Origin of the sequence: Pannonibacter sp. I15F10I1 (genome assembly GCF_900185665.1) — a bacterium.
In the GTDB taxonomy this organism is placed as follows: Bacteria; Pseudomonadota; Alphaproteobacteria; order Rhizobiales; family Stappiaceae; genus Pannonibacter; species Pannonibacter indicus.
Genome location: NZ_FYAN01000026.1, coordinates 339,827 through 363,647, shown reverse-complemented (window position 1 = coordinate 363,647; position 23,821 = coordinate 339,827). Strand labels below are relative to the sequence as shown.

Annotated in this window: 22 protein-coding genes; 8 read left to right on the top strand and 14 right to left on the bottom strand. The window is 64.6% G+C overall.

The genetic code is table 11. The annotated features are described in order from the left end of the window. Positions 1 to 188 precede the first annotated feature (188 nt). From IF10I1_RS14945 to IF10I1_RS14915, 7 genes are all read left to right on the top strand, one after another. On the top strand, positions 189 to 2,309 hold the full coding sequence (locus IF10I1_RS14945) for a TonB-dependent hemoglobin/transferrin/lactoferrin family receptor (RefSeq protein ID WP_208977434.1): 2,121 nt from the start codon (positions 189 to 191) through the stop codon (positions 2,307 to 2,309). A 1-nt stretch (position 2,310) separates the two neighbouring features. Then, positions 2,311 to 2,754, top strand: coding sequence for a hypothetical protein (locus IF10I1_RS14940; RefSeq protein ID WP_186393393.1), 444 nt, complete (start codon positions 2,311 to 2,313; stop codon positions 2,752 to 2,754). A 10-nt stretch (positions 2,755 to 2,764) separates the two neighbouring features. Then, positions 2,765 to 3,472, top strand: coding sequence for a MotA/TolQ/ExbB proton channel family protein (locus tag IF10I1_RS14935; RefSeq protein ID WP_050471431.1), 708 nt, complete (start codon positions 2,765 to 2,767; stop codon positions 3,470 to 3,472). After that, on the top strand, positions 3,462 to 3,848 hold the full coding sequence (locus tag IF10I1_RS14930) for a biopolymer transporter ExbD (RefSeq protein ID WP_050471430.1): 387 nt from the start codon (positions 3,462 to 3,464) through the stop codon (positions 3,846 to 3,848). Before IF10I1_RS14935 ends, IF10I1_RS14930 begins: the two co-directional genes overlap by 11 nt. 29 nt (positions 3,849 to 3,877) lie before the next feature. After that, the gene (locus IF10I1_RS14925) at positions 3,878 to 4,285 is read left to right on the top strand and encodes a biopolymer transporter ExbD (RefSeq protein WP_123194342.1); all 408 of its coding nucleotides are present in this window, start codon (positions 3,878 to 3,880) and stop codon (positions 4,283 to 4,285) included. Beyond that, entirely contained in the window at positions 4,282 to 5,265 is a 984-nt protein-coding gene (locus tag IF10I1_RS14920) for an energy transducer TonB (RefSeq protein WP_186424553.1), read from the top strand. Before IF10I1_RS14925 ends, IF10I1_RS14920 begins: the two co-directional genes overlap by 4 nt. A 65-nt stretch (positions 5,266 to 5,330) precedes the next feature. Next, positions 5,331 to 5,567, top strand: a complete 237-nt coding sequence (locus IF10I1_RS14915) for a DUF1653 domain-containing protein (protein WP_050471427.1) — start codon at positions 5,331 to 5,333, stop codon at positions 5,565 to 5,567. A gap of 3 nt (positions 5,568 to 5,570) precedes the next feature. Here IF10I1_RS14915 and uraD read toward each other — a convergent pair whose 3' ends face one another. From uraD to IF10I1_RS14845, 14 genes are all read right to left on the bottom strand, one after another. Continuing rightward, positions 5,571 to 6,143 (bottom strand): 2-oxo-4-hydroxy-4-carboxy-5-ureidoimidazoline decarboxylase, encoded by a 573-nt coding sequence (uraD, locus tag IF10I1_RS14910; protein ID WP_244284727.1) that lies wholly within the window; start codon positions 6,141 to 6,143, stop codon positions 5,571 to 5,573. Further along, positions 6,144 to 7,325, bottom strand: a complete 1,182-nt coding sequence (locus IF10I1_RS14905) for a urate hydroxylase PuuD (protein ID WP_186424552.1) — start codon at positions 7,323 to 7,325, stop codon at positions 6,144 to 6,146. A gap of 132 nt (positions 7,326 to 7,457) precedes the next feature. After that, a complete protein-coding gene (locus IF10I1_RS14900) occupies positions 7,458 to 8,522 on the bottom strand; it encodes a BMP family ABC transporter substrate-binding protein (RefSeq protein WP_050471425.1) in 1,065 nt (354 codons plus the stop codon). A 102-nt stretch (positions 8,523 to 8,624) separates the two neighbouring features. Further along, positions 8,625 to 9,539: an ABC transporter permease gene (locus tag IF10I1_RS14895; protein WP_050471424.1), complete on the bottom strand. Its 915-nt coding sequence runs from the start codon at positions 9,537 to 9,539 to the stop codon at positions 8,625 to 8,627. Beyond that, positions 9,532 to 10,626: an ABC transporter permease gene (locus tag IF10I1_RS14890; RefSeq protein ID WP_094461785.1), complete on the bottom strand. Its 1,095-nt coding sequence runs from the start codon at positions 10,624 to 10,626 to the stop codon at positions 9,532 to 9,534. The genes IF10I1_RS14895 and IF10I1_RS14890 overlap by 8 nt, the downstream gene beginning before the upstream one ends. Further along, positions 10,626 to 12,185 carry an ABC transporter ATP-binding protein gene (locus tag IF10I1_RS14885; RefSeq protein WP_026355949.1) on the bottom strand — a complete coding sequence of 520 codons (1,560 nt, stop codon included), beginning with the start codon at positions 12,183 to 12,185 and terminating at the stop codon, positions 10,626 to 10,628. Before IF10I1_RS14885 ends, IF10I1_RS14890 begins: the two co-directional genes overlap by 1 nt. Positions 12,186 to 12,260: 75 nt before the next feature. Next, positions 12,261 to 13,271, bottom strand: a complete 1,011-nt coding sequence (xdhC, locus tag IF10I1_RS14880) for a xanthine dehydrogenase accessory protein XdhC (RefSeq protein WP_186393390.1) — start codon at positions 13,269 to 13,271, stop codon at positions 12,261 to 12,263. Further along, the gene (gene xdhB / locus IF10I1_RS14875) at positions 13,268 to 15,613 is read right to left on the bottom strand and encodes a xanthine dehydrogenase molybdopterin binding subunit (RefSeq protein ID WP_186393389.1); all 2,346 of its coding nucleotides are present in this window, start codon (positions 15,611 to 15,613) and stop codon (positions 13,268 to 13,270) included. Before xdhB ends, xdhC begins: the two co-directional genes overlap by 4 nt. Next, a complete protein-coding gene (xdhA, locus tag IF10I1_RS14870; protein ID WP_186393388.1) occupies positions 15,597 to 17,081 on the bottom strand; it encodes a xanthine dehydrogenase small subunit in 1,485 nt (494 codons plus the stop codon). The genes xdhB and xdhA overlap by 17 nt, the downstream gene beginning before the upstream one ends. A 3-nt stretch (positions 17,082 to 17,084) precedes the next feature. Beyond that, the gene (gene uraH / locus IF10I1_RS14865; protein ID WP_019965688.1) at positions 17,085 to 17,435 is read right to left on the bottom strand and encodes a hydroxyisourate hydrolase; all 351 of its coding nucleotides are present in this window, start codon (positions 17,433 to 17,435) and stop codon (positions 17,085 to 17,087) included. Positions 17,436 to 17,583: 148 nt separating this feature from the next. Further along, positions 17,584 to 18,546 (bottom strand): LysR family transcriptional regulator, encoded by a 963-nt coding sequence (locus IF10I1_RS14860; RefSeq protein WP_058899840.1) that lies wholly within the window; start codon positions 18,544 to 18,546, stop codon positions 17,584 to 17,586. A gap of 38 nt (positions 18,547 to 18,584) precedes the next feature. Continuing rightward, entirely contained in the window at positions 18,585 to 19,565 is a 981-nt protein-coding gene (locus IF10I1_RS14855) for a quinone oxidoreductase (RefSeq protein WP_186393387.1), read from the bottom strand. A 165-nt stretch (positions 19,566 to 19,730) separates the two neighbouring features. Further along, positions 19,731 to 20,447 carry a phosphatidylcholine/phosphatidylserine synthase gene (locus tag IF10I1_RS14850; protein ID WP_050471835.1) on the bottom strand — a complete coding sequence of 239 codons (717 nt, stop codon included), beginning with the start codon at positions 20,445 to 20,447 and terminating at the stop codon, positions 19,731 to 19,733. A 319-nt stretch (positions 20,448 to 20,766) separates the two neighbouring features. Next, a complete protein-coding gene (locus tag IF10I1_RS14845; RefSeq protein ID WP_208977435.1) occupies positions 20,767 to 21,693 on the bottom strand; it encodes a DUF2182 domain-containing protein in 927 nt (308 codons plus the stop codon). 212 nt (positions 21,694 to 21,905) lie between these two features. Between IF10I1_RS14845 and IF10I1_RS14840 the strand changes: the two genes are divergently transcribed. After that, on the top strand, positions 21,906 to 23,144 hold the full coding sequence (locus IF10I1_RS14840) for a UbiH/UbiF family hydroxylase (protein WP_186393385.1): 1,239 nt from the start codon (positions 21,906 to 21,908) through the stop codon (positions 23,142 to 23,144). The last annotated feature ends 677 nt before the right edge of the window (positions 23,145 to 23,821 follow it).

Here is a 23,821-nt window from a genome sequence, read left to right as displayed (position 1 = left end):
CCAACCGCGCAAGGGCCTGCAGAAAATGCTGACCCGCGACAGGATCGTCACCGCCGATAGTTGACTTCAATATTCATCTTTTGTATCGACCGCAATACCTGAATACGTTAATCAGGTTTTAGAGTTTCACAGTTCAGCGAGCGAGCCCTTTGCCAGCCAGCGGGATAGACCAGAAAGAGGCGTATGAAATGACTCGCGGACGGGGCACGGCAGGGTTTTGGCTGAACGGCGTGGCGCTGATTGCGCTCGCATATGCAGGCAGCGCAAATGCGCAGCAGGCACCTGTGGCAGAGACGGCGGCCGACAAGCCGCAGGCCACGACGTCATTGCAGAAGATCGTTCTCGGCGCCGGGCAGGAAAAGGTCGCCATCGACACGCCGCAGGCTGTGACGGTGATCGATCAGGAGCAGATCGACAACGCCCAGGCGACGACCATCGGCGATATTTTCAAGCAGACACCGGGTATCACAGTGGTCGGCAGCGACCGCATCGGCGGGCAGGCCTTCAACATCCGCGGCATCGGCGATCTGGGCTCGGCGGACGAGTCCAAGATCATCATCACCGTGGATGGCGCCAACAAGTTCTTCGAAATGTACCGCATGGGCTCCTTCTTCTCGGACCCTGAACTCTACAAGCGCGTCGAGGTGCTGCGCGGCCCCGCCTCCTCCACGCTCTATGGTGCCGGCGCCCTTGGCGGTGTCATCGCCTTCGAGACGAAGGATGCTTCCGATTTCCTTGAAGAGGGAGAGACGGTGGCCCTCCGCCTGAAGACCGGATTTGACAGCAACAAGAACGGTCTGATGACCTCTGCCATTGCCGCCATGCGGCTTGGTCCCAGCACCGAAGCCCTGATCAACGGCAATTTCCGCCGCTCGTCCGATTACGAGACGGGCAATGGCACCCGTGTGGTGGGCTCGGCTTTCGACAGCTTCTCCGGCCTTGCCAAGGTCACCCATTACTTCGGCGAGAACAACGAGCAGTCGGTGCGCCTGTCCTATGAGCGCTGGCAGAGCGATGCGGACAACACCGCCTATTCCCAGACCGGTACGCTGGATGCCTTCGGCAACATCGACCGCGAGATCACCGACCAGACGGTTGTGCTGCGCTATGAAAATCCGGCAAGCGGCAATCCGTTCCTGGATCTGAAGGTCAACCTCTCCTTCTCCGACACGCAGGTTGCGCAGACCAACGCCCGTGCGCCAGCGGCCTCAAGGATGCGTTCGCCCGAGCTGTTCTACGATGCCGACTACGGCTACCGCACCTGGCAGGCGAAGGTGGAAAACACCTTCGAGTTCAAGGGCGATACCTGGGAAAACTATCTGACCGCCGGCACGCAGGTCAGCTACCAGGAGCGCACCGCGAGCACCAAGGGCGGCGTGGGCTGGATCGACTTCCATCCCGAGGGTACGGACACCAAGGTCGGCGTCTTTGCGCAGAACGAGTTCATCTGGAACGACCGGCTGACCATCACACCGGGCATGCGCCTCGACTATGTGACCGTGCGTCCGGACAGCGTCATCCCGAATGCCTCCACCCAGACGGATTACGCCTTCTCGCCGAAGCTCGCCGCGCTCTACAAGTTCACGGACAGTTTCTCGGTCTTCGGCTCGGTTGCCCGCACCGAACGCCTGCCGACACTGGACGAACTGTTCTCGACAGGCGCCCGCACCTCGACCTATCCCGGCGGGCGCACCGTCAGTCTTGATCTGAAGAAGGAGGAATCCTTCAACTACGAGGCTGGCTTTGCCGTCAACCGGCAGGACCTGTTCCAGGACAATGACAGCATCGCGCTGAAGACCACCGGCTTCTACAACGATCTGACGAACCTGATCACCACGGGCCCGCAGCGGCAAGCCTCGGCTGTCCCCTATTATGTGAACGTCCACAGCGCGCACATCTATGGTGTGGAACTCGAAGCCGCTTATGACTCGCGCTACGTGTTTGCCAGCGCCGCCTACAGCTGGACGCGCGGCAAGAATGAGACCACCAATGCGGCCCTGACGACCATTCCGGCAGAAACGGTGGCCGTCACCCTCGGCGGCCGCATCCCGGACTACAACGTCAATTTCGGCTGGCGCGCCGAGTTCACCGGCTCTGCCGATGCCGGCGCCACCACAGGCCCCTTCCCCGGCTATGCGCTGCACGATGCCTTCGTGAACTGGAAGCTCGATGAGGGCCAGTTCAAGGGACTGGAGCTGCGCGCCGCCGTCGAAAACATCTTTGACAAGCGCTACCGCAACAATCTCTCCGGCGATGACGGCAAGGGGCGCACGTTCAAATTGTCCGTCAACAAGAAATTCGGATGGTGACATGATACTGGCACGCAAATTCGAAGTGATCGCAGCCGCCGCGCTGTCGGTCTCCACCCTTTCCGGCGCAGCTCTGGCCCAGACAAGCCCGGCTGCAGCGGACGGGGTCAAGCTGGAGCTGAACCGTGCGGCGGATGCCGGCAACGGCTGCCTTCTGACCTTCGTTGCCACCAATGGCACCGGGGCAGCGCTGGAGACGGCAGGCTTCGAATTCGTGCTTTTCAACAAGGAAGGACTGGTGGACCGCATGACCGTCTTCGACTTCGGCGCCCTGCCGGAAGGCAAGACCGTGGTCCGCCAGTTCCAGATCCCGAACCAGCCCTGCGCGGGCATCGGTTCCATTCTCGTCAACGGCGCATCCGGCTGCAAGGCTGCCGCTGCCAGCCCGCTGTGCAGCGCGCCGCTGACCACAACAAGCCGCACAGACATCGGCTTCACCCGGTAAGGACACGGACATGCTGGACTCTCCCTATCTCGCCCCGGTCTTCAGCCTGATCGAACTTGGCGGTACGGTCGTGGCCCTCATCGCCGTCATGTCGGTTGTGGCTGGCGCCATCGTCATCGCCAAATTCGTCCAGTTCGCCCGCTTCCGCACCGCCCGGCCGGGCCGGGCCCGGGAAGCAGCAGGCCTGTGGCGGGCCGGCAGGCGCAAGGAAGCGCTGGTGCGCCTCGCCCGTCCCGTCAGCGCCGCAGAACATGCGGTCGTCACCGCCATGCGCCTGACGGCAGCCGGCCAGATGGACCGCAGCGCCATTGAAGACGAAATCGCCCGGGTGGCAGCGCAGCAGCTGCATTCGCTCCAGTCCGGCACCCGTGCGCTTGACAACATCGCCCAGCTGGCTCCGCTGCTGGGTCTGTTCGGCACGGTTCTGGGCATGATCGACGCCTTCCAGGCGCTGCAGAATGCGGGAGATGCGGTGGATCCGTCGATCCTTGCCGGCGGCATCTGGGTGGCTCTGCTGACCACCGCTGCTGGCCTTGCCGTCGCCATGCCGGTGGCCGCCCTGCTCGCCATGTTCGAATCCTGGATCGAGGCCGAGCGCGTCGCCGTGGAGACCCTGAGCGCCCAGGTTCTGGTGGATGTGGTCCATCACGACCACGAGCGCCACGCCCCGGCCGCACAGGATGGCGCTGCCCTCGGGAAGGTTTCCCATGCGCATTAACATGCCGCAGCGGCGCAGGCGGCCGCTGTCGATGACCTCCCTCATCGACGTGATCTTCCTGCTGCTGCTGTTCTTCATGCTCTCCACCACCTTCACCCGCTTTGCGGGGGTGGATCTGGGCAAACCCGGTCAGGCTGGCGGCGGCGCCTCCGGCACGCCGGGCATCCTCGTTTTTGTCGAGGCCGATGGCCTGCGGATCAACGGCGTGACCGTAATGCCTGAGGACATGGGGGACCGGCTGGCCGGGCTGCAGGAGAAGGGCGCGACCTCTGCGCTCGTCGTTGCCCGCGAAGGGGCAAACGCCCAGGGCCTGATCGACGCCGTTCAGACCGTGCGCCGCCTTGCGCCGGCGCTCACCCTGCACGTCGCCCGGTAACGGGCCGCGGAAGGCAAGGAGCTACAGACATGGCTGTGCGGATCCCGCGCGAGAAAACCAAGCGGAAGATGGAAAGCACCATCTCGCTGATCAACATCGTCTTCCTGATGCTGATCTTCTTTCTGGTGGCCGGGCAGCTCGCCCCTCCGGCGGACAAGGAAGTGGATCTGGTGGAGACCACCGATGCGGAAAGCCTGCCGCCGCCGGAGGCGCTCTATGCCCGCGCCGACGGCACACTGGTATTCCGTGGCCAGCCCACCGATGCGGCATCCTATCTTGCTGCCAACCCGCTGCCGGAGGAAGGTCCCGAAAGCATCCTGAAACTGGCCGTCGACCGGAACCTTGATGCTGCCCGTCTCGTGGAGATCGTCGACGAGCTCTATGGCGCTGGCGCTCCCGGCATCCGTGTCGTCACGCAAAAGGCAGGCACGCAATGAAACTGAGACCCTGGCACCTGGGTGCAGCCCTTCTGGCATCGGTGACACTGCATTTCGGCGCAGTTGCCCTGACCGTTGACACCTCCGAGGAGCCGGCCCTGCTTCAAGGCGGCGGTGGCGGAGCCGTCTCCATGCTGGGCGAAGCCTATACGGACATGCTGACCTCCGGCGATCCGGACACCGCCAACGCGGTTGCCGCCGAGTCCCCCGACACGCTGGCGCCGGTTGATCCGGATGCCGCCGAGCCCGAGACACAGGAGCAGATCACCGCGCAGGACATCCCGGTACAGGAAGCCACCGAAACGCCTGTTCAGGAACCAGTGCAGCAGATGGCGGAAGTCCAGCCGCAGGATATCAAGCCGAAGGAAATTGCGCCGGTGGAAGAGCTGGCCATCCAGCCGCTGACCAGCGCGGAGGCCATCGCGCCGCTCAACGAGACGCCGGAAGAGACCGTCACCGCAATCGAGCCTGTTCCCGTGCCGGAAATGCGGCCGAAGGATCTGCCGGTCAAGGTGGCCGAAGCAAAGCCCGTGCAGCCGGTCAAAAAGACCCAGACGAAGAAACCGGAAGCACAGCGCCAGCCAAGCACACAGAAGGGCAACAGCAGGGCCAATGCGGTTCAGGGCGCAGGCGGCGCCGCCGATCAGGTGGCCTCGCAGGGCAGTTCCGAAAACCAGGGCCGCTCCACGATCCTCGGCAATTCGGACCGCACCAACTACAAGGGCCAGGTTCAGCGCGCGCTGCAGCGTGCGATGCGCCGCGTCCGCTCCCGCGAGGCAGGCCTTGCGACCGTCTCCTTTGTCGTCAGCAAGGACGGCAGCGTTTCGGCCATTCGCATCTCCGGCAGCTCCGGCAATCCGGAGGTGGATGAAGTCGCGTTGGAACTCGTCCGCCGCGCCGCTCCCTTCCCGCCCATTCCGGCAGAAGAAGGCCGCTCGACGTGGAATTTCAACGTTCCCGTCGAGATCACACGCCGCTAAGCTGAGTTGAACCGGCCTGCCAGCCTCATGCTGGCTGGCAAGCAAACGGAGAGCGGAGAGCACAAATGCCTGCACCGGAAGATGCCACGATGATGACCGCCCGCGACGGGCTTGATCCGGCCCTGCGCGGCACCCGGTGGCAGCACCGCAAGACAGGCGGCATCTACCGGATCGTTGGCAAGTGCCGGATCGAGGCCACGGGCGAAGAGGCCTTCCTCTATCAGGGGGCCGACGGCACCATCTGGGCCCGCCCCTGCGGCGAATTCATGGACGGGCGGTTCGAGCCTCTGGAGGCCAACTGAGCCTCAGGCCGTAAGTACCCTGTCTTCGAGCCGGAAACGGAAAATGCGCGAGATCTGTGTCAGTGCGGTTTCGAATTCGGCCTGCGGACTGTTGCCAAGCCGTGCCTCGAAAGCATCAAGGATCATGTGTTTCGTTGCGCCCTTCACCGCAAAAATGAACGGGAAGCCGAAGCGGGCGCGGTAGGCATCGTTGAGCATGGTAAACCGGGCAAATTCCTCTGCCGTCAGCCGGTCAAGGCCCGCGCCCGCCTGTTCCTTCCGCGAATCCTCGGCAATGTCCCCGGCAATTGCGGCCCTGCCCGCCAGATCCGGATGGGCCCGGATCAGCGCCAGCTGCTGCTCATGCGAAGCCGCGCGCATGGCGGCTTCAAACGCGCCAATCAGATCCTCCCGCCGGACAAAAGGCCCCGCCGCAAAGGCATCCTCCGCCACCCAGGGCGAGTGCTCGGCCACATCCGCGAAGGCGGCCATGAAGGCCTCATGATCGAGCCCGGCAAGCAAGGCTTCGGCGATGGGAAAGGCAATCGGCGTGGCGGACATGAGGGTGTGCTCCAGCTGTCTTGTATCCCGGTCCATTCACTTGTTCTGCGCGATCCAGCGGCCCAGTTCCTCACGCTGTTCCGGCGTCATGCCCGTCTCGTTGCCGAGCGGCATGGCATCGGAGAGCACGGACTGTGCCATCACCTGATCGGCGTAGCGGCGCAGCTCTGCCAGCGTTTCCAGATGAATGCCCTTGGGCGCATCCGTGAAGCCTTCATGGGTCTGGGTTGCCGCATGGCAGGCCGCGCAGTGGCTGCGGATCAGCGTCAGCGCCGTGGCATCGGAAACAGCCTGACCGCCGGAAAAATCACGGGGGGCGGTCATCACCAGCGCTGCGGCAAAGCCGAGCGCGGCGATGGGCAGGCTCCACCAGTAACGGTTCAGCGGGTCGCCCGCCTCATGCCGATTGAGGAAATGCCGCACCATGCCGCCCATCAGCAGCACGAGGCCGACGAGAAGCCAGGCCTGCGGATGGCCGGTGAGCATGGGATAGTGGTTCGACACCATCATCAGCAGCACGGGCAGCGTCAGATAGTTGTTGTGCACGGATCGCTGCTTGCCCATCTGGCCCAGCTTCGGGTCCGGCGCCTCACCGCGCAGCAGGCTGGCGACGATCTTCTTCTGGTTCGGGATGATCAGGCCGAACACATTGACGGCCATGATCGTGCCGATGAATGCGCCGACGTGGATCAGCGCCCCGCGCCCGGAGAACACCTGCGTGAACATGTAGGACGCAGCCATGATCAGCACGAAGACACACAGCGCCAGCAGCGGCGTGCTGCGGCCGATGGGCGAGCGGCACAGCCCGTCATAGATGAACCAGCCTGCCACAAGGCTCAGAACGGAAATCAGCACCGCCTCTGACGGCAGCATCTGAAGCTTATTCACATCAATGAGATAAGACGATGCGTTGAAGTAATACTGCACCACCAGCAGGGCAAATCCGGTCACCCAGGTGAGATAGGCCTCCCACTTGTACCAGATGAGATCCTGCGGCAGGTAGGCCGGGGCGACCGTGAACTTCTCCACGTGATAGAACCCGCCGCCATGCACTTCCCAGGCCGTGCCGTAGACGCCTTCGCGCATGCCCTCGCGCTTGCGCAGCGAAAGATCAAGGGCGATGAAATAGAAGGAGGTGCCGATCCAGCCGATGCCCACCACCAGATGGGCCCAGCGGAAAAGCAGATTCAGCCATTCAGCGGCAAAGGTCATGGTCATGGACAGGCTCTGGATCGGGATTGTTATTATCTGAAAGACATGCGCAGCCACGCCGGAAGGCCCGGCCGCGCACGATCGTGGTGCAGGAGCAAACCGGCCCGCAGGTTCGGCACCTGCGGGCCGCGGCTCTCCTTACTGCGGCAGCTTGTCGTCGATGCCCTTGACGTACCAGTTCATGCCGAGGATGGCGCCATCGTCGAGACGCACGCCGTCAGCAGCGGCTTCCGAACCGTCCTGCTTGGTGATCGGGCCGGTGAAAGGCTCCCAGCCGCCCTTGATCTTCTCTTCGGTTTCCTTCGCCATGGCGACGACATCGTCCGGCAGGTTGGTGTAGGGCGCCATCACCACATGGCCTTCCTTGAGGCCGTGCCAGGTCTGCTCGCTCTTCCAGGTGCCGTCGAGGACAGCCTGAACGCGCTCGATGTAATAGGGTGCCCAGTCATCGATGATGGCGGTCAGCTGCGACTTCGGTGCGAAGTTGATCATGTCGGAGGCCTGACCGAAACCAAGCACGCCGCGCTCCTCGGCCACCTGCAGCGGTGCGGTGGAATCGGTGTGCTGCGAGATGATGTCGGCGCCCTGATCGATCAGCGCCTTGGCCGCATCGGCTTCCTTGGCCGGATCGAACCAGGAATTGGCCCAGACGATCTTGACCTTGAAGTCAGGGTTGACGGACTGGGCGCCGAGCAGGAAGGCGTTGATGCCGGAGACCACTTCCGGGATCGGGAAGGAGCCGATGTAGCCGGCGGTGCCGGTCTTGGACATCTTGGCTGCGATCTGGCCGATGATGTAGCGGCCTTCGTGGAACTTGGAGTTATAGGTCGCGACATTTTCGGCGGTCTTGTAGCCGGTCGCGTGCTCGAACTTCACGTTCGGATACTTCTGCGCCACCTTGATGGTCGGGTTCATGTAGCCGAAGGAGGTGGTGAAGATGATGCCGCAGCCTTCACGGGCAAAGCGCTCGATGGCCCGCTCGCTGTCCGGGCCTTCCGGCACGTTTTCCAGATAGGCGGTCTCGACCTTGCCGCCGAAATGGGCTTCGACAGCCTGGCGGCCCTGATCGTGCTGGTAGGTCCAGCCGAAGTCACCCACCGGGCCGATGTAGACGAAGCAGGCCTTGAGGTCGGCAGCCTGAGCAGTTGCGAGCGAGCCGGCCAGTGCGGCGGCGGCGACAGTGGCTTTCAGCAGAGTCTTCATGTTCACACTTCCCCTTCGGTTCTCGTTGGGACCGGGTATGCAGCGGGTCCAAAGATGGCGGCCGGGACCGGACCCCATTGAGGTCCCGGCTCGGACCGGATGTCAGCGATCCGGCACGAACGGCTTGCCGAGGCAGGCCGGCGTATTCACGAGCGTCAGGCGCCGGTTGGCGGAAATCAGCACCAGAACGATGATGGTGGCGAGATAGGGCAGGCTCGACAGAAGCTGCGAGGGAATGCCCATGCCCTTCGCCTGTGCATGGAAGGTCAGCACCGTGACCATGCCGAAGAGATAGGCACCGGCCACGACGCGCCAGGGCAGCCAGGAGGCGAAGACCACCAGCGCCAGCGCGATCCAGCCGCGCCCTGCCGTCATGTTCTCCACCCACTGCGGCGTATAGGCGAGCGACATGTAGGCGCCCGCAAGACCGGCGCAGCCGCCGCCGAACAGCACCGCCAGAAAGCGCACCTTCAGCACCGAATAGCCAAGCGCATGGGCCGAGGCATGGTTGTCGCCCACGGCGCGCAGGATCAGCCCCATGCGTGTGCGGGTCAGCATGTAGGAGACACCGGCCACCAGGGCGAAGGCGAGATAGACAATGGCATCCTGCCGGAACAGAACGGGCCCCAGGAACGGCAGGTCGCTCAGGACCGGAATGTCGAGCTTCGGCAGCTTGAGGCCCGGAACGCCGATGAAGCGCTCGCCGACAAGGCCGGACAGTCCGAGGCCAAAGAGCGTGAGCGCCAGTCCGGTGGCCACCTGATTGGTGACAAGGCCCAGCACCAGCGCGCCGAACAGGGCCGACATGGCCATTCCGGCCGCAATGGCCGCGAAAATGCCGAGCGTGCCGGAGCCGGTGAGATTGGCGGCGGCAAAGCCGGTCACCGCTCCCATCACCATCATGCCTTCCACGCCCAGATTGAGAACGCCGGAACGCTCGACGACCAGTTCGCCGATGGCCGCCAGCAGCAGTGGCGTTGCCGCGGTGATGACGGTGAGAAGAATGGCTTCAAACATGGGCGCCCTCCCCGGCATTTTCAGAAAGCACCTTCCGGTGCAGGCGGACGCGGTAGAAGATCAGGGTGTCGCAAGCGAGCACGAAGAACAGCAGCATGCCCTGCACCACGCTGGCAATCTTGTCGGAGATGCCAAGCGACGCCTGCACGCTTTCCCCGCCGATGTAGCTGGAGGCCAGAACAACACCGGCCACGACAATCGCCAGCGGATTGAGACGGCCAAGGAAGGCGACGATGATGGCGGTGAAACCGTAGCCCGGCGAGATGGTGGGCAGCAGCTGGTTCAGCGAACCGGACACCTCCATGATGCCAGCAAGGCCCGCCAGCGCCCCGGAAAGCGCAAAGGCGAAGACCGTCATCCGCTTGGCCGAGAACCCGGCGAATGCGCCAGCCCGGGGGCTCTCGCCCAGCACACGGATCTGATAGCCGCGCAGCGAGCGCGACAGCACCACCCACAGGAGAAGCGCAACGCCGAGGGCCACGAAAACGGATACCGACAGACGCCCCATGCCAAGGGACGGCAGCGTAGCGGAAGCCGAGAACAGGGCCGTCTCGGGAAAATTGAACCCCTGCGGATCGCGCCAGGGACCGCGCACCAGATAGTCCAGCAGCAGATTGGCAACATAGACCAGCATCAGGCTGGTGAGGATCTCGTTGGTGCTGAAGCGGGTCTTCAGGATGGCCGGGATCATGGCATAGGCCGCCCCGCCAAGCGCCCCGCAGAGGAGCATCAAGGGCAGAGTGTAAAAGCCCTGCAGATGCGGGAACATGACAGGCAGGATGGAACCGGCCAACGCGCCAGCCACAAACTGGCCTTCCGCACCGATGTTCCAGTTGTTGGAGAGGTAGCAGACGCTGAGGCCGCAGGCGATCAGCACCAGCGGCGTCGCCTTCACCAGCACTTCCTGCAGGGACCAGGCTTCCGTCAGCGGCTCGATGAAGAAGCGGAACAGCGCCTCCAGCGGGTCCGCGCCGGACATGGCAAACAGGACGGCAGCGCAGATCATGGTCAGCATGACCGCAATCAACGGGGAAACGGCGGTCATCAACCCGCTGTGTTCGGCGCGCTTGACGAGTTCGATACGCATCACGCGCCCTCCCCGGACAGACTTGCAGACGAAGGCTTTTCCGCACCGCCCGCCATCAACAGGCCGATCCGCTCCAGCGTCATGGACGAAGCAGGCTCAGCCTGCGACAGGTGCCCGCGCGAAATGACGGCGATGCGGTCGGCGATCTCGTAGATTTCATCAAGATCCTGGCTGATGACCAGAACCGCTGATCCCTTGCGGGCCAGATCCAACAGGCACTGGCGGATGAGCGCTGCAGCTCCTGCATCCACGCCCCAGGTCGGCTGATTGACCACCAGAATGCCGGGATTGCGGCTCAGCTCGCGGCCAACGACGAATTTCTGCAGATTGCCGCCCGACAGCGACCGCGCCTCCGGATCGTCATGGGACATGCGGATGTCATAGGCCCGCGTGATGTGTTTTTCCATCTCCCCGGCGCGGCCATAGGCGGCAAAGCCGGAGCGGACCAGATCATCGCCGGTGGAATGGCGCGTCAGGATGATGTTGTGCGACAGGCGCATGCCGGGCACCGCACCGTGCCCCAGCCGCTCCTCCGGCACGAAGGCCGCCCCGCGCTGACGGCGGCGGGTGACGCTTTCATTGCCACAAGGCGTGCCATCGATTTCCACCATGCCCGGCGCGCAGCGCCGCTCACCGCTGATGGCATCGAACAACTCGCCCTGCCCGTTTCCGGCGACGCCGGCGATTGCCACGACCTCACCGGCGCGCACGTCCAGATTGACGCCCGCCAGCGGCACGGAGAAAGGCGTCAGCGGGCTTGTGGCAAGATTGCGCACGGCAAGGCGCACCGGGCCGCTGCCCGTCAGCGCGCCGGAGCTGGTCACATGCGAGACATCGGCACCGACCATCATGCGGGCAATCGAGGCGGGGGTTTCCAGCGCCGGATCGCATTCGCGCACGAAGCGGCCATGACGCAGAATGGTGGCGTGGTGGCAGATGCGGCGCACCTCGTCCAGCCGGTGGCTGATATAGAGCACCGCGCAGCCTTCGTCCGCCAGCCGCTTCAGCGTCACGAACAACTCATCCGCCTCCTGCGGGGTCAGGACGGAGGTCGGCTCATCCATGATGATCAGCCGCGGCGCCTGCAGCAGGCAGCGGACAATCTCGATGCGCTGGCGGATGCCGACCGGCAGATCGGCCACCAGCGCATGCGGGTCCAGCGGCAGGCCATATTCGCGGGAGACCTTTTCGATCCGCGCCGCCAGTTCGCGCATGGAGCCGGGTTTCGGCAGCGCCAGCGCGATGTTCTCGACAACGCTCAGGGCCTCGAACAGGGAAAAATGCTGGAACACCATGCCGATGCCCAGCTGGCGGGCGGCGGCGGGGCTGTTGATGCGCACCTTGCGCCCGTCCCATTCGATGGTGCCGGCGTCCGGTTGCAGAGCGCCATAAAGGATCTTCACCAGCGTGGATTTGCCCGCGCCGTTTTCGCCGAGGAGCGCGTGGATTTCACCCTTGTTGATGGTGAGATTGACCGCATTGTTGGCCGCGATGGCGCCGAAATGCTTGCTGATGCCGCGCGCATTCAGCAGCGGCGCACCTTGCGCCCGCCGCACCATGCCCCCAGCGGCCTGCTGTCCATCTGCGGTCTGATCGAGACTGCCCACTCCACACTGCCCCTTCTGCCGTCGGGTTCACCCCGCGTTATTGACCGGCTTCTGCCCCTGCGCAAGAGGCTGATTGTATAGACCTTCCAGCTTTACTGCCTCATTTTTAATCAGGAGTTCAACAGCAACAGAGGCCGCGATGGCCGCCGGTAATTTCGACTTCACCCCACCCGCCCCGATGGGGCACACCAGCCCGCCAACCTGCCGTTCCGCAAGTCCCCGGCGGCGCAGGCGGCTCGTGAACCGCGCGCGCTTGGTCTCGCTGCCGATCACGCCAACATAGGCAAACCGGTCCTGCGCCAGCGCTGCCGCCACAATATCCTCATCCAGCGCATGGGAATGAGTCATGACGAGAATGAAGGCACTGTCCGGCGCATCCTTGAGCAAGTCCGCCGGGCGGCTGACGCTGACGTAGCGCAGGTTTCCCGGCATCGCCGGTGGAAAAAAGTCCGGGCGGCTGTCGATCCAGGTGACGTCAAAGGGAAGCGGCGCCAGTGCGAGCACAACGGCCCGGCCCACATGCCCGGCCCCGAACAGCCACACGGGCTGAAGCTCAAGCCCGAAACGCTCGGTGAGACTGCCATCCGCCAGCTGGAAATCCGGCCCGGCGGGCAGATCCCCCAGCACCTGCCGCTGCAGGGGCACGCCTTCCTGCGTGAAAGCCGCCCGGACCGCCAGCTGTCCGCCGCGCTCCTCCTGCGCATGCACCAACGCCCGCACGGGTTCGATATCCTCTGCCGTGAAATGCTCCAGCGCCAGATCGACGCGTCCGCCGCAGCACTGGCCCAGATCCGGCCCCAGCGACACACGGCGGAAGGCAAGCCCCCTTCGGCCTTCGCGCATGCCGGAAAGCGCCCAGCGGATCGCCTCGAACTCCAGCGTTCCGCCGCCGATCGTGCCGGAAATGCTGCCATCCGCACGCACGGTCATGCGCGCACCCGCCTCACGCGGGGCGGATCCGGCCGATGCTGCGACGGTGACGAGGCAGCAGGCCCCACCTTCACGCAGCTCATCCAGAATCCGCCGCCAGAGGATCATCGCGCCCCTCCTGCCTGCCGCATGGCCTGCACCGCTTTCAGGATCGCTTCGGGCGTGGCAGGTGCGTCCAGCTGCGGCACGGTGCCGGGCCGCAGCGAGGCGAGCGCATCGGTGATGGCGCAGAAGACGGAATTGGCCAGCATCACCGGCGGCTCGCCCACCGCCTTGGAGCGGTAGATCGTCTCCTCCGGATTGCCGGCGGAAGCATAGAGCGCCACGTTGAACTCGGCCGGCGTGTCCGATATGGCCGGGATCTTGTAGGTGGAGGGTGCATGGGTGCGCAGGCGCCCCTGCTCGTCCCACACCAGTTCCTCGGTCGTCAGCCAGCCCATGCCCTGAATGAAGCCGCCCTCGATCTGGCCGATGTCGATGGCCGGGTTGAGCGAACGGCCCACATCGTGAAGGATGTCCACCCGGTCCACGCTCATCTCGCCGGTCATGGTGTCGATGGTGACTTCCGCCGCCGCCGCTCCGTAGGCGAAATAGAGGAACGGGCGGCCGCTGGCGCTCTCCCGGTCCCAGGTGATCTTGGGGCTGGCATAGAAGCCCGCATCCGACATGTGGACGCGGCCCATGTGGGCAAGTTTGGCCAGTTCCGCCAGGCTCACCACATCGCTTCCGGCGCGCACCCGATTGTCCGCAAAGACAACGGATTCCGGCGAACAATGGAAGTGCCCCGCCGCAAAGGCAATCAGCCTGTCCTTGATGGCGCGTGCCGCATTGCGCGCGGCCATGGCGTTGAGATCGGTGCCGGAAGAGGCTGCCGTGGGGCCGGTGTTCGGCACCTTGCCGGTAGAGGTGGCGGTGATGATCACCTTGTCGAGAGTGACGCCGAATTCCTCCGCCACCACCTGCGCCACCTTCTGATAGAGCCCCTGCCCCATCTCGGTGCCGCCATGGTTCAGCTGGATCGAGCCGTCGGTGTAAAGATGCACCAGCGCCCCGGCCTGATTGAGGTGTTTGAGCGTGAAGGAGATGCCGAATTTCACCGGCGTCAGAGCCAGCCCCTTGCGCAGCACGTGGTTGCGGGCGTTGAAGGCGCGCACCTCTTCCCGGCGCTGCCAATAGGCGGAGGTGACCTCCAGCTGCTCCACGACGGTGTGCAGCGTCTGCCATTCCTCCACCACCATGCCATAGGGCGTCTGGTTGCGGGCCCAGTCATAGAAATTGCGCTTGCGCACTTCCAAAGGATCGAGCCCCAGCGTGATGGCGATGGCGTCAATCATCCGCTCTGCCGCCAGCATGCCCTGCGGCCCGCCAAAGCCCCGGAAGGCGGTGTTGGAGCAGGTGTCGGTGCGCAGGCGGCGGCTGCGGATCTGGGCGTCGGGATAGAAATAGCTGCTGTCCGCATGGAACATGGTGCGGTCCACCACCCCCAGCGACAGATCCGCCGAATAGCCGCAGCGGGCGAAGAACGTCATGTCCACGGCGCGGATGCGGCCCGTGTTGTCATGGCCAACGGTCCACTCGACACGGAAGTCATGCCGCTTGCCGGTCATGATCATGTCGTCGTCCCGGTCGAGCCGCAGCTTGCAGGGCCGGCCCGTGACGCGGGCGGCGAGCGCGGCAAGACAGGCCCACTGGTTCGCCTGCGATTCCTTGCCGCCAAAGCCGCCGCCCATACGGCGCACGTCCACCGTCACCAGCGCATCGGGCACGCCCAGAACCTTGGCCACCACATGCTGCACCTCGGTCGGGTGCTGGGTGGAGGAATGGACCTGAACGGCCCGCTCCTCGCCCGGAATGGCCAGCGCAATCTGGCCTTCGAGGTAGAAATGCTCCTGCCCGCCGACATGGAACACACCGGAGAGCTTGTGCTCGGCACTCGCCAGCCCCGCCTCCGGCGCACCGCGGCGGAACTGGTAGTCCGGCAGCACCGTCACATCGGCGGCGATGGCATCTTCAACGGAGATGATCGGCGTCTGCGGCCCGGCATCAATCTGCGCAAGCCGCGCTGCGCGGCGCGCAGCATCCCGGCTGGTGGCAACGACGGCAAAGGCCACCTGACCGTAAAAGAGGATTTCCTTGTCCGCCAGCACCGGATCGCCGCCAAAGGAGGCCGAACAATCGTTGAGGCCCGGCACATCGGCAGCGGTCAGCACCGCCACCACACCCGGCGCATGGCGCACCGCGTCCAGATCCATCGCCAGCAGCGGCCCGCGCACCGCATGGCGCGCCCAGCCCGGCACAACATGCAAGGTGCCCTGCGGCTCCGGCATGTCATCGATATAAACCGCCGTGCCCGTGACATGCCGTTCAGCGCTGTCATGGGGCAGAGAGCGGTGCACATGGGTCAGCGCCTCTGCGCCTTCCGTCAGAGCGGTGTCATGCGGCGCGTTCATGATCGCCTCCTTCCGGCTGGAGAGCTGGCAGGCGCACGGGCTCGGCAGGCCCGGCAATCTCCATCAAGGCCTTGGCCAGGAGCGAGCGGGCGACTTCCATACGGTAGGCCGCACTCGCGCGCATGTCGGTGATCGGCTTGAAGTCCTCCTGCAGCGCGCGGATGGCCGCGCCCCAGGTGACGGGATCATCGATGCGCGCACCCGTCAGCGCCGCCTCTGCGAGCAGCGCCCGGCGCGGCGTTGCCGCCATGCCGCCGAAGGCGATACGGGCAGCGGTGATTTCGCCGTCCACGACCGTCAGATTGAAGGCGGCCATGACGGCGGAAATGTCCTGATCAAACCGCTTGGACACCTTGTAACAGCGGAAATGCTGGTTGGCGCCGGGACGCGGCACGAAGACACCGGCCACGAATTCGCCCGGCAGCCGGTCCTGCTTGCCATAATCGATGAAGAAGCTTTCCAGCGGCAGATCGCGCAGATTGTCGCCCTGCTGCAGCTCGATGCTGGCGCCAAGCGCAATGAGGGCCGGCGGCATGTCGCCGATGGGCGAGCCATTGGCGATATTGCCGCCAATGGTGCCGGACGCACGGACCTGTTTGGAGCCGATGCGCCCCAGCAGCACGCCCAGATCCGGCGCCAGAGCGCGCAGCGCCGGTTCGGCCGCCGCATAGGTGGCGGCAGCGCCGAGGATGATGCCCTCTCCCGTCACCTCCACCCGGTCCATCCCTGCCACATGGCCCAGCCAGATGATGCGTGGCAGGGACTTCAGGCTCTTGGTGATCCACAGGCCCACATCCGTCGCACCTGCAACGAGCGTGGCATCGGGAAACTGGCTGTAAAGCGCGGCAAGGCCCTCCACCGTCGCCGGAGCCGCGAAGAAGTTATCGGTGGAACCGATGAACACATCCCGGGAATCGGCCAGCCGCCGCAGGGCCTCGCGGGTTTCGGCCGCACGCCAGGAGAAGGCATCATCCGCCGCCTCGAAGCAGCTGGCCAGCGCCGCGTCGATGATCGGCCGGTAACCGGTGCAGCGGCACAGGTTCCCCGCCAGCCATTCCGTCACCGCCTTGCGGCTCTTTTCCATGCCTTCGGCGTGATAGAGCGTGAAAAGGCTCATGATGAAGCCCGGCGTGCAGAAGCCGCATTGGGAGCCGTGCAGGTCGCGCATCGCCACCTGAACCGGATGCAGGCGGCCATCGGCGGCGAGATCCTCCACCGTCACCAATTCCGCCCCGTCGATCATGCCCAGAAGCTGGATGCAGGCATTGACCGGCTGATAGGTCAGCTTGCCGCCAATCACCCGGCCAAGCGCCACGGTGCAGGCGCCGCAGTCGCCCTCACCGCAGCCTTCCTTGGTGCCGGTCGCCCTTTCGGTGAGGCGCAGATAGTCGAGCACCGTATCCATCGGCCCGATATCCGTGAGCTCCACCACTTTTCCTGCCCGCAGGAAGCGGATCGTGTCCCGCATGGCTCAGCTCCCCCTGTAGGTCGAATAGCCGTAGGGCGAGAGCAGCAGCGGCACGTGATAATGCTCGCGCGCATTGGAAATGCCGAAACGGATCGGGATCATGTCGAGGAAGGCAGGCTCTGTGACCGGCGCGCCGCTGGCCTTGAGGTAATCTCCGGCAAAGAACCGCAGCTCATAGATGCCGGGGCCAAATTCCGATCCTTCCAGGATCGCCCCATCGACCCGGCCATCGGCGTTGGTTTCCACCCGGCGCAGGCGCGAGGGCTTCGGCTCCACCGCCCAAAGCTCGATCACAAGTCCTGCCGCGGGCTTGCCCAAGGCGGTATCAAGGACATGCGTGGTCAGACGGCCCATTCTGCTCTCCCTCTCATCCGGTCCCGGGGCTGCCGCGCGTCCGCAGGCCCGGGCTGGCTGGCGTCCCGCACCAGCCGCAATTTCTCAACCCTGAGGTTGCCTTACTTTCCGGGGAAACAATAGAACCGATTAGGGGGCGGAGCGATGCCTAAATGGCATCAATCAACGGCAAGTGCTCTTTGATGGCGAGCATGGCATGATCGTAGAACATGCCCGGCGCCAGCCCGAGCGCGCGCAGCGAGGATGTGACCACCGCCAGCCTGTCCGCCTGAAGCGGCGCATCGCTCAAGGGCCGGAACACCAGCAGCCCGCCGGCGAGATCTGCCTCAAGCCCGATCTTGGTCTGAAAGCTGACCACCGCCCCGCGCCTTGTCAGCGCCCGCATGAAGCTGAGGGAATTGGCTTCCACATAGGTGCGGATGGTGCCCGGCAGACGCGACAGCGCCGCATCGATGCGGGTGCGCAGCGACAGGCCTTTGGCAGGCAGCGCCAGAGGATAACGCAGGCAATCCGCCAGTGTCAGATCCCCGGCATGGCTGGCCAGCGGATGATCCGGCGTCATCACGGCACCGATCACCAGTTCATGGGCAAAGGCGGTTGTCAGCGCCGAGGTGCGCGGCGGATCGAAGGTGAAGCCGATATCCGCCTCCGCCCGCTCCACCATGCCGGTCGCCTGCAGGGCGCTGGTTACGGTCACCGAAACGTGGATGCCCGGATAGGATTTGCGGAAGGAGCCGATGATCTGCGGCAGGATCGAATCGGCAACGCTTTCGACCGTTGCCACCGACACGGTGCCGCGCCGCAGACCCTTCAGCGCGTCCAGTTCCGCCACCGTGCCTTCAAAGTCGGAATAGGTGCGCCGCACATGGGCAAGCAGCACCTCGCCTGCCGGAGACAGGCGCAGGCCCCGGCCCAGTCGCTCGAACAGGGCAAGGTCCAGCGCTTCTTCCAGCCACAGGATCTGCCGGTTCACCGCCGATGAAGCCACGTTGAGCTGGCGGGCCGCAGCGCGGATCGATCCGGCTTCGGCCACAGCCGCAAAGTAGCGCATGGCGGGCGCATAGAGACTGCGCGACCGGTCAGGTTCGGCTGTCTTGCGCCCGGTTTCCATGCCCCCTCACCTTTTTTCGGCCCGAAATGCCGCCAGCCTTATTCGGGCAGCATCACCGATGTGCCGGTGGTCCTGCGCGCTTCCAGATCGCGGTGCGCGGTGGCAGCATCGGACAGCTTGTAGCGCTGGTTGATCTGGATCGAGACGACGCCCTGCTCCACCACGTCAAACAGTTCGCCTGCCGTTTCCTCAAGGTCGGAGCGGGCGGCAATGTGATTGAACAGGGTCTGGCGGGTGGCAAACAGCGAGCCCTTCTGCGCCAGCATGCCGATGTTGAAATCGGTGATCGGGCCGGAGGACTGGCCGAAGGAAGCAAAGAGGCCCATGAACTTCAGGCAGTCGAGCGAACCGGGGAAGGTGTCGCGGCCCACGGAATCATAGACCACATCGCAGCCCTTGCCGCCGGTGATCTCCTTCACCCGCTCGACGAAATTCTCCGTCCGGTAGTTGATGACATGGGTGTAGCCATTGGCCTTGACGAGTTCCGCCTTTTCGTCCGAGCCAACCGTTCCGATGACCGTGGCACCCAGATGCGCGGCCCACTGTCCGGCGATGAGGCCGACGCCGCCAGCGGCCGCATGGAACAGGATGGTGGAACCGGGACCAACCTTGAAGGTGCGGCGCAGCAGGTAGCGCGCCGTCATGCCCTTCAGCATCATGGAAGCGGCAACGTCACTGGCAATCGTCTCCGGCAGCTTCACCAGACGGTCTGCCGGGACAAGGCGCTCCTGCGCATAGGAGCCGAGCGGGCCGACATAGGCGACCCGGTCGCCCGGCGCCACGTGGGAAACGCCATCGCCCACCTCGGTCACCACGCCCGCGCCCTCGTTGCCGGGAATGAAGGGCAGGCCGTTCGGCGCCGGATAAAGCCCCGTGCGGTAATAGACATCGATGAAGTTCAGCCCCACGGCCTCATGGCGCACCCGCGCCTCACCCGGCCCCGGCTTGCCCGGCTCGAAGGCCTCCCAGGTCAGAACCTCGGGACCACCGGTCTGATGAATGCGGATGGCATGAACCATGATGTCTCCTCCAGATCATTTGCGCCGTTACGGCAAAATCAGGCCCTGCCTGCGGGCCGCAGAAAGCCACGCCCGCGCAGGGCATTTCCGCGCGCAGGATAAAGGCAATACCGTTCAATGGGAAAGCCGCTTTCTGATGCGAAAGCGGCCCATGTGACCTTCCGGTCAGGCGTAGCGTTCCAGCGCCTGATGCACGGCAGAAACCGTCAGCAGGTAAAGGCTGGAGATGCCGAAGACCCAGGCCATCGGCTCGCTGAGGGTCATTTCGTTCCACAGACCGATGCCGGCGGCAGCAAGCCAGGCGGCGGTCATGACCAGCGTCAGCGGACGCCAGCGCTTGACGCGCACCGGATGGACGAAGCGCACCGGCATGAAGGTGAAGAGGCAGCAGGCCAGGACAACGGCGATCGTGAAGCCCTGCGAGGGCGACAGCAGCATCAGGCCGAAGACGACCATGTTCCAGCAGGCCGGGAAGCCCTTGAACGCCTTGTCATGGGTCTTCATGCCGTTGTCGGCGAAATAGAGCGCACCGGTGAAGACGACGAGGCCGCCGCAGATCCAGTTCCACGGCCGGTCCAGCATGGGGCCGGCGGCCAGGGCGAAGGCGGGAAGGAACACGTAAGTGGCGTAGTCGATGACGAAATCCAGCGAGGCGCCGGACCAGCGCGGCAGCCGTTCGGCGATGTTGTATTTGCGCGCCAGGGGGCCGTCGATGCCATCCACCACCAGCGCAAGGCCGAGCCAGACGAACATTTCCTGCCAGTTGCCGCGTGCGCCAGCCAGGAGCGCAGCAAGAGCAATCGGCGCGCCGGAGGCCGTCAGCACATGGATGAGGAACAGCGCCGGCACATGGGACCGCTTTTCAGGGGTAATGTCAGTCACGGCGTTCACTTTCCCTTTGCCCGGCCCGCCCTGCGGCAGTCCGGATGCCGGTGCCTTCAACGGCACATCTGTCCATGCTTTCACGCTTCTTGCGCGCGGCAGGCACAGATCCTGCCAGAACCGGTTCCTTGAACCGGATGCCGGCACGCCCCTGCCCGCATCCGTGACATAACACACGGCCGGCGCATTGGTTCCCACCACGCCCGGCTCACACCTGCGCAAGCAAGATCAATGCACCTGTTTGGGCAATATTTCAATATCATGACAGGCAGCAAAGCAGGATTTTCAGGAAATCCGGCGGATTTCTGCGAATTTGAGCTCAAATTTTTCCGCTGAGAAACAGCATGGCCCCCATCAGCGAAGCTCCCCACAGCAGCAGGAAAACGCCGGCGGCCTTGTAGAACCAGCGGCTCGGCAGGTTCTTTTCCAGCGCCATCACCGCCCCGAGCAGCCCCACCCAGATGATGTTCATGATGCCGACCGCGAACATGACGGTCATCAGCGCCCAGCAGCAGCCAAGGCAGGCCAGCCCCTGGATCAGGCCTTCCCGGTAGAATGCCGCCGCCGCACCGCCCGAAACAGGGCTGGACCAGCGCGGATACCAGCAGCGCAGCAGGCAGGCCTGCTTGGCCGGGGTGAACTGGTACAACCCGGCAGCAATCAGCGTGGTGGCCGAGAACACCAGAGACACCGGGGCCATCATGGACGACAGCAGGCCGTAATCCGTCAGCAGCCATTGAACCAGAGTCGCGGCAAGCGCATAGGCGGTCCAGATGGTGAGATAGCCGAGCGCCAGCAGGCTGACCGTGACCGCGGCTGAAGGACCGGAGACGGCACCGGCACGGCGCTTCGCATGCGACAGAAACACCGGCATCGCCGTGGGCAGCATCATGGCCAGCGTCATCATCATCCACATGAGGAAGACAAGCCCCGCCCCGCCCACGCCCCAGTCCTCGGCCGGCATGCCGAATGTGGTGGCACCCGCTGGCAGGCACAGCACGGCCAGCGCAGCACGCACGTCCTTCGGCAACCCGTCGAAAATATTGAAGGCGTTGAAGAGACCCATGCCCGGCCCGGCCTCGGTCATATCCATGACCGGAACCATCGCCGCGACCACGGCGGCAAGGTAAAGCCATCCAGCCACCGCCAGCAGGCTGCACAGAAGGATGACGAGACGGCGTCCGCCGGATGCATCGCTGCCCCCGGTCTTTTCCCCCGCTTCCTCAGCCTTGACGTTCTCAGGCATTGGCGCACTGCTGCTCATGAGCATCTTTCCTGCCGTCCACCGGTCAAGTGTTCCGGCCCCTGCAGCGAAAGCACTTGCCTGTCAGTGTCATACCCCTTACCCCGGCGCGGGGCGCGACGCTTTGCGCAAGGTCAAGGCCTTGCATTTCCCTCATGGGGCGCCATCCTGTCCTCAACAGGTCAAAAGATCAGGCCACAGATCGGGCAAGAGACATGAACACAGCTTCCGCAGCAGGCACGATGGACAAGGCAGAGGGCCAGAACCGCACCACGGATTTTGACGCTGCCGTCATTGGTGCGGGGCCTTCCGGCATGGCCGCTGCCCTGCTGCTGGCCCGCAGGGGCTTGCGCACCGCTCTCGTCGCGCCGGAGGTGAACACCAAAGACGCTCGCACCACGGCGCTGCTGCAGGCCTCTGTCGCCTTGCTGGACGAAATCGGCGTCTGGGACAAGCTCGCCGCCCGGTCTGCGCCTCTTGCCCACATGCGTCTCATCGACGACACCCGCCGCCTGATCCGCGCACCCGAAACCACCTTTGATGCTTCGGAACTGGGACTGGAGGCCTTCGGCTACAATGTGCTGAACCGGGAGCTGAACGCGGAACTGGAAGCCGCCGTCCTGAAGGCTGACGGCCTCACATGGATCAAGACCCGCCTTGCAAAGCTTGAGCCTGCCGAGGCAGAGGTGCGTCTGACACTGGAAGACGGTGCCACGCTGACGGCTGCCCTCGCCGTGGGTGCCGATGGCCGCACGTCCATGGTTCGTCAAGCCGCCGGAATTGACGTGCGCGAATGGTCCTACCCGCAAATGGCGCTGGTGATGAACCTGGAGCATGACCGGCCGCATGGCTCGGTCTCCACCGAATTCCACACGCCCACCGGCCCTTTCACGCTGGTGCCGCTGCCGGGGCGCATGTCGTCGCTCGTCTGCGTCGTCACGCCGGAAACAGCCACGCATCTCAAGGCTTACGAAGATGGCGCACTGGCGCTGGAGCTGGAGCGGCGCGCCCATTCGGTGCTCGGCGCCTTCCGCATCGCCAGCCCCCGTCAGGTCTATCCGCTCAGCGGCATGATCGCGAAGAAAGCCGCCGCCAACCGTTGCGCCCTCATCGGCGAGGCGGCGCATGTGTTCCCGCCCATCGGTGCGCAAGGCCTCAATCTGGGCCTGCGCGATGTGGCCGATCTCGCCCGTATCGCAGGCGAGGCCAAGGCCCGTGGCGAGGATGTGGGCAGCGCTCTGACGCTCGCCCGCTATGACAGCGCCCGCAAGCCGGACATCACCAGCCGCACCACGGCCGTGGATCTCCTCAACCGCTCGCTGCTGACGGACATGCTCCCCGTTCAGGCCCTGCGCTCCCTCGGCCTCTATGCCGCCGGCCGCTTCCCGCCCTTGCGCAAATTCCTCATGCGCGAGGGGATTACGCCAAAGGCAACCCGGCTTCTGCCGTTCTGAGGGGCGCTCGTTCCGCCACCCTCCCCGTTTTCGTCATGCCACGACTTGATCGTGGCATCCATTCCCTGAATTCACCGCACGGCGACAAAACACGAATGATCCGCTGTGTGGAGAGGCAACGGCATGGGTGCCACGGTCAAGCCGTGGCATGACGAAGGATGGGGTGAGCGCACTGCTCACCTCAAGTCTTGCTCCTCGTACCAGGCTCCCCGCCCTCAACGGACAATCGCCCCGCCGCACAACCTCCCTCCGCACTGTCTCCCCGCACGGCACGCCCTCCCCGCTTTCGTCATGCCGTGGCATGACGAAGGATGGGGTGAGCGCACTGCTCACCTCAAGCCTTGCCCCTCGTACCAAGCTCCCCGCCCTCAACGGACAATCGCCCCGCCGCGCTGCCTCCCCGCTGCACTGTCTCCCCGCACGGCACGCCCTCCCCGCTTTCGTCATGCCACGACCTGATCGTGGCATCCATTCCCTGAATTCACTGCACGGCGACAGGCGCGGAGGGACACCTGCATGCCACGGCCAGCCGTCACACCTCTGCGTCAAAGCTCAGGCTTCAGGCTCTGCCCTGCAGTAATTTCCACTGCCGGGCGCGCTCAGGCAGCTCCATACAAAATCAACCAAAGATATATACCAAAAACTTCACAACCAAATGCAGCAGACAGCCTGTCAAA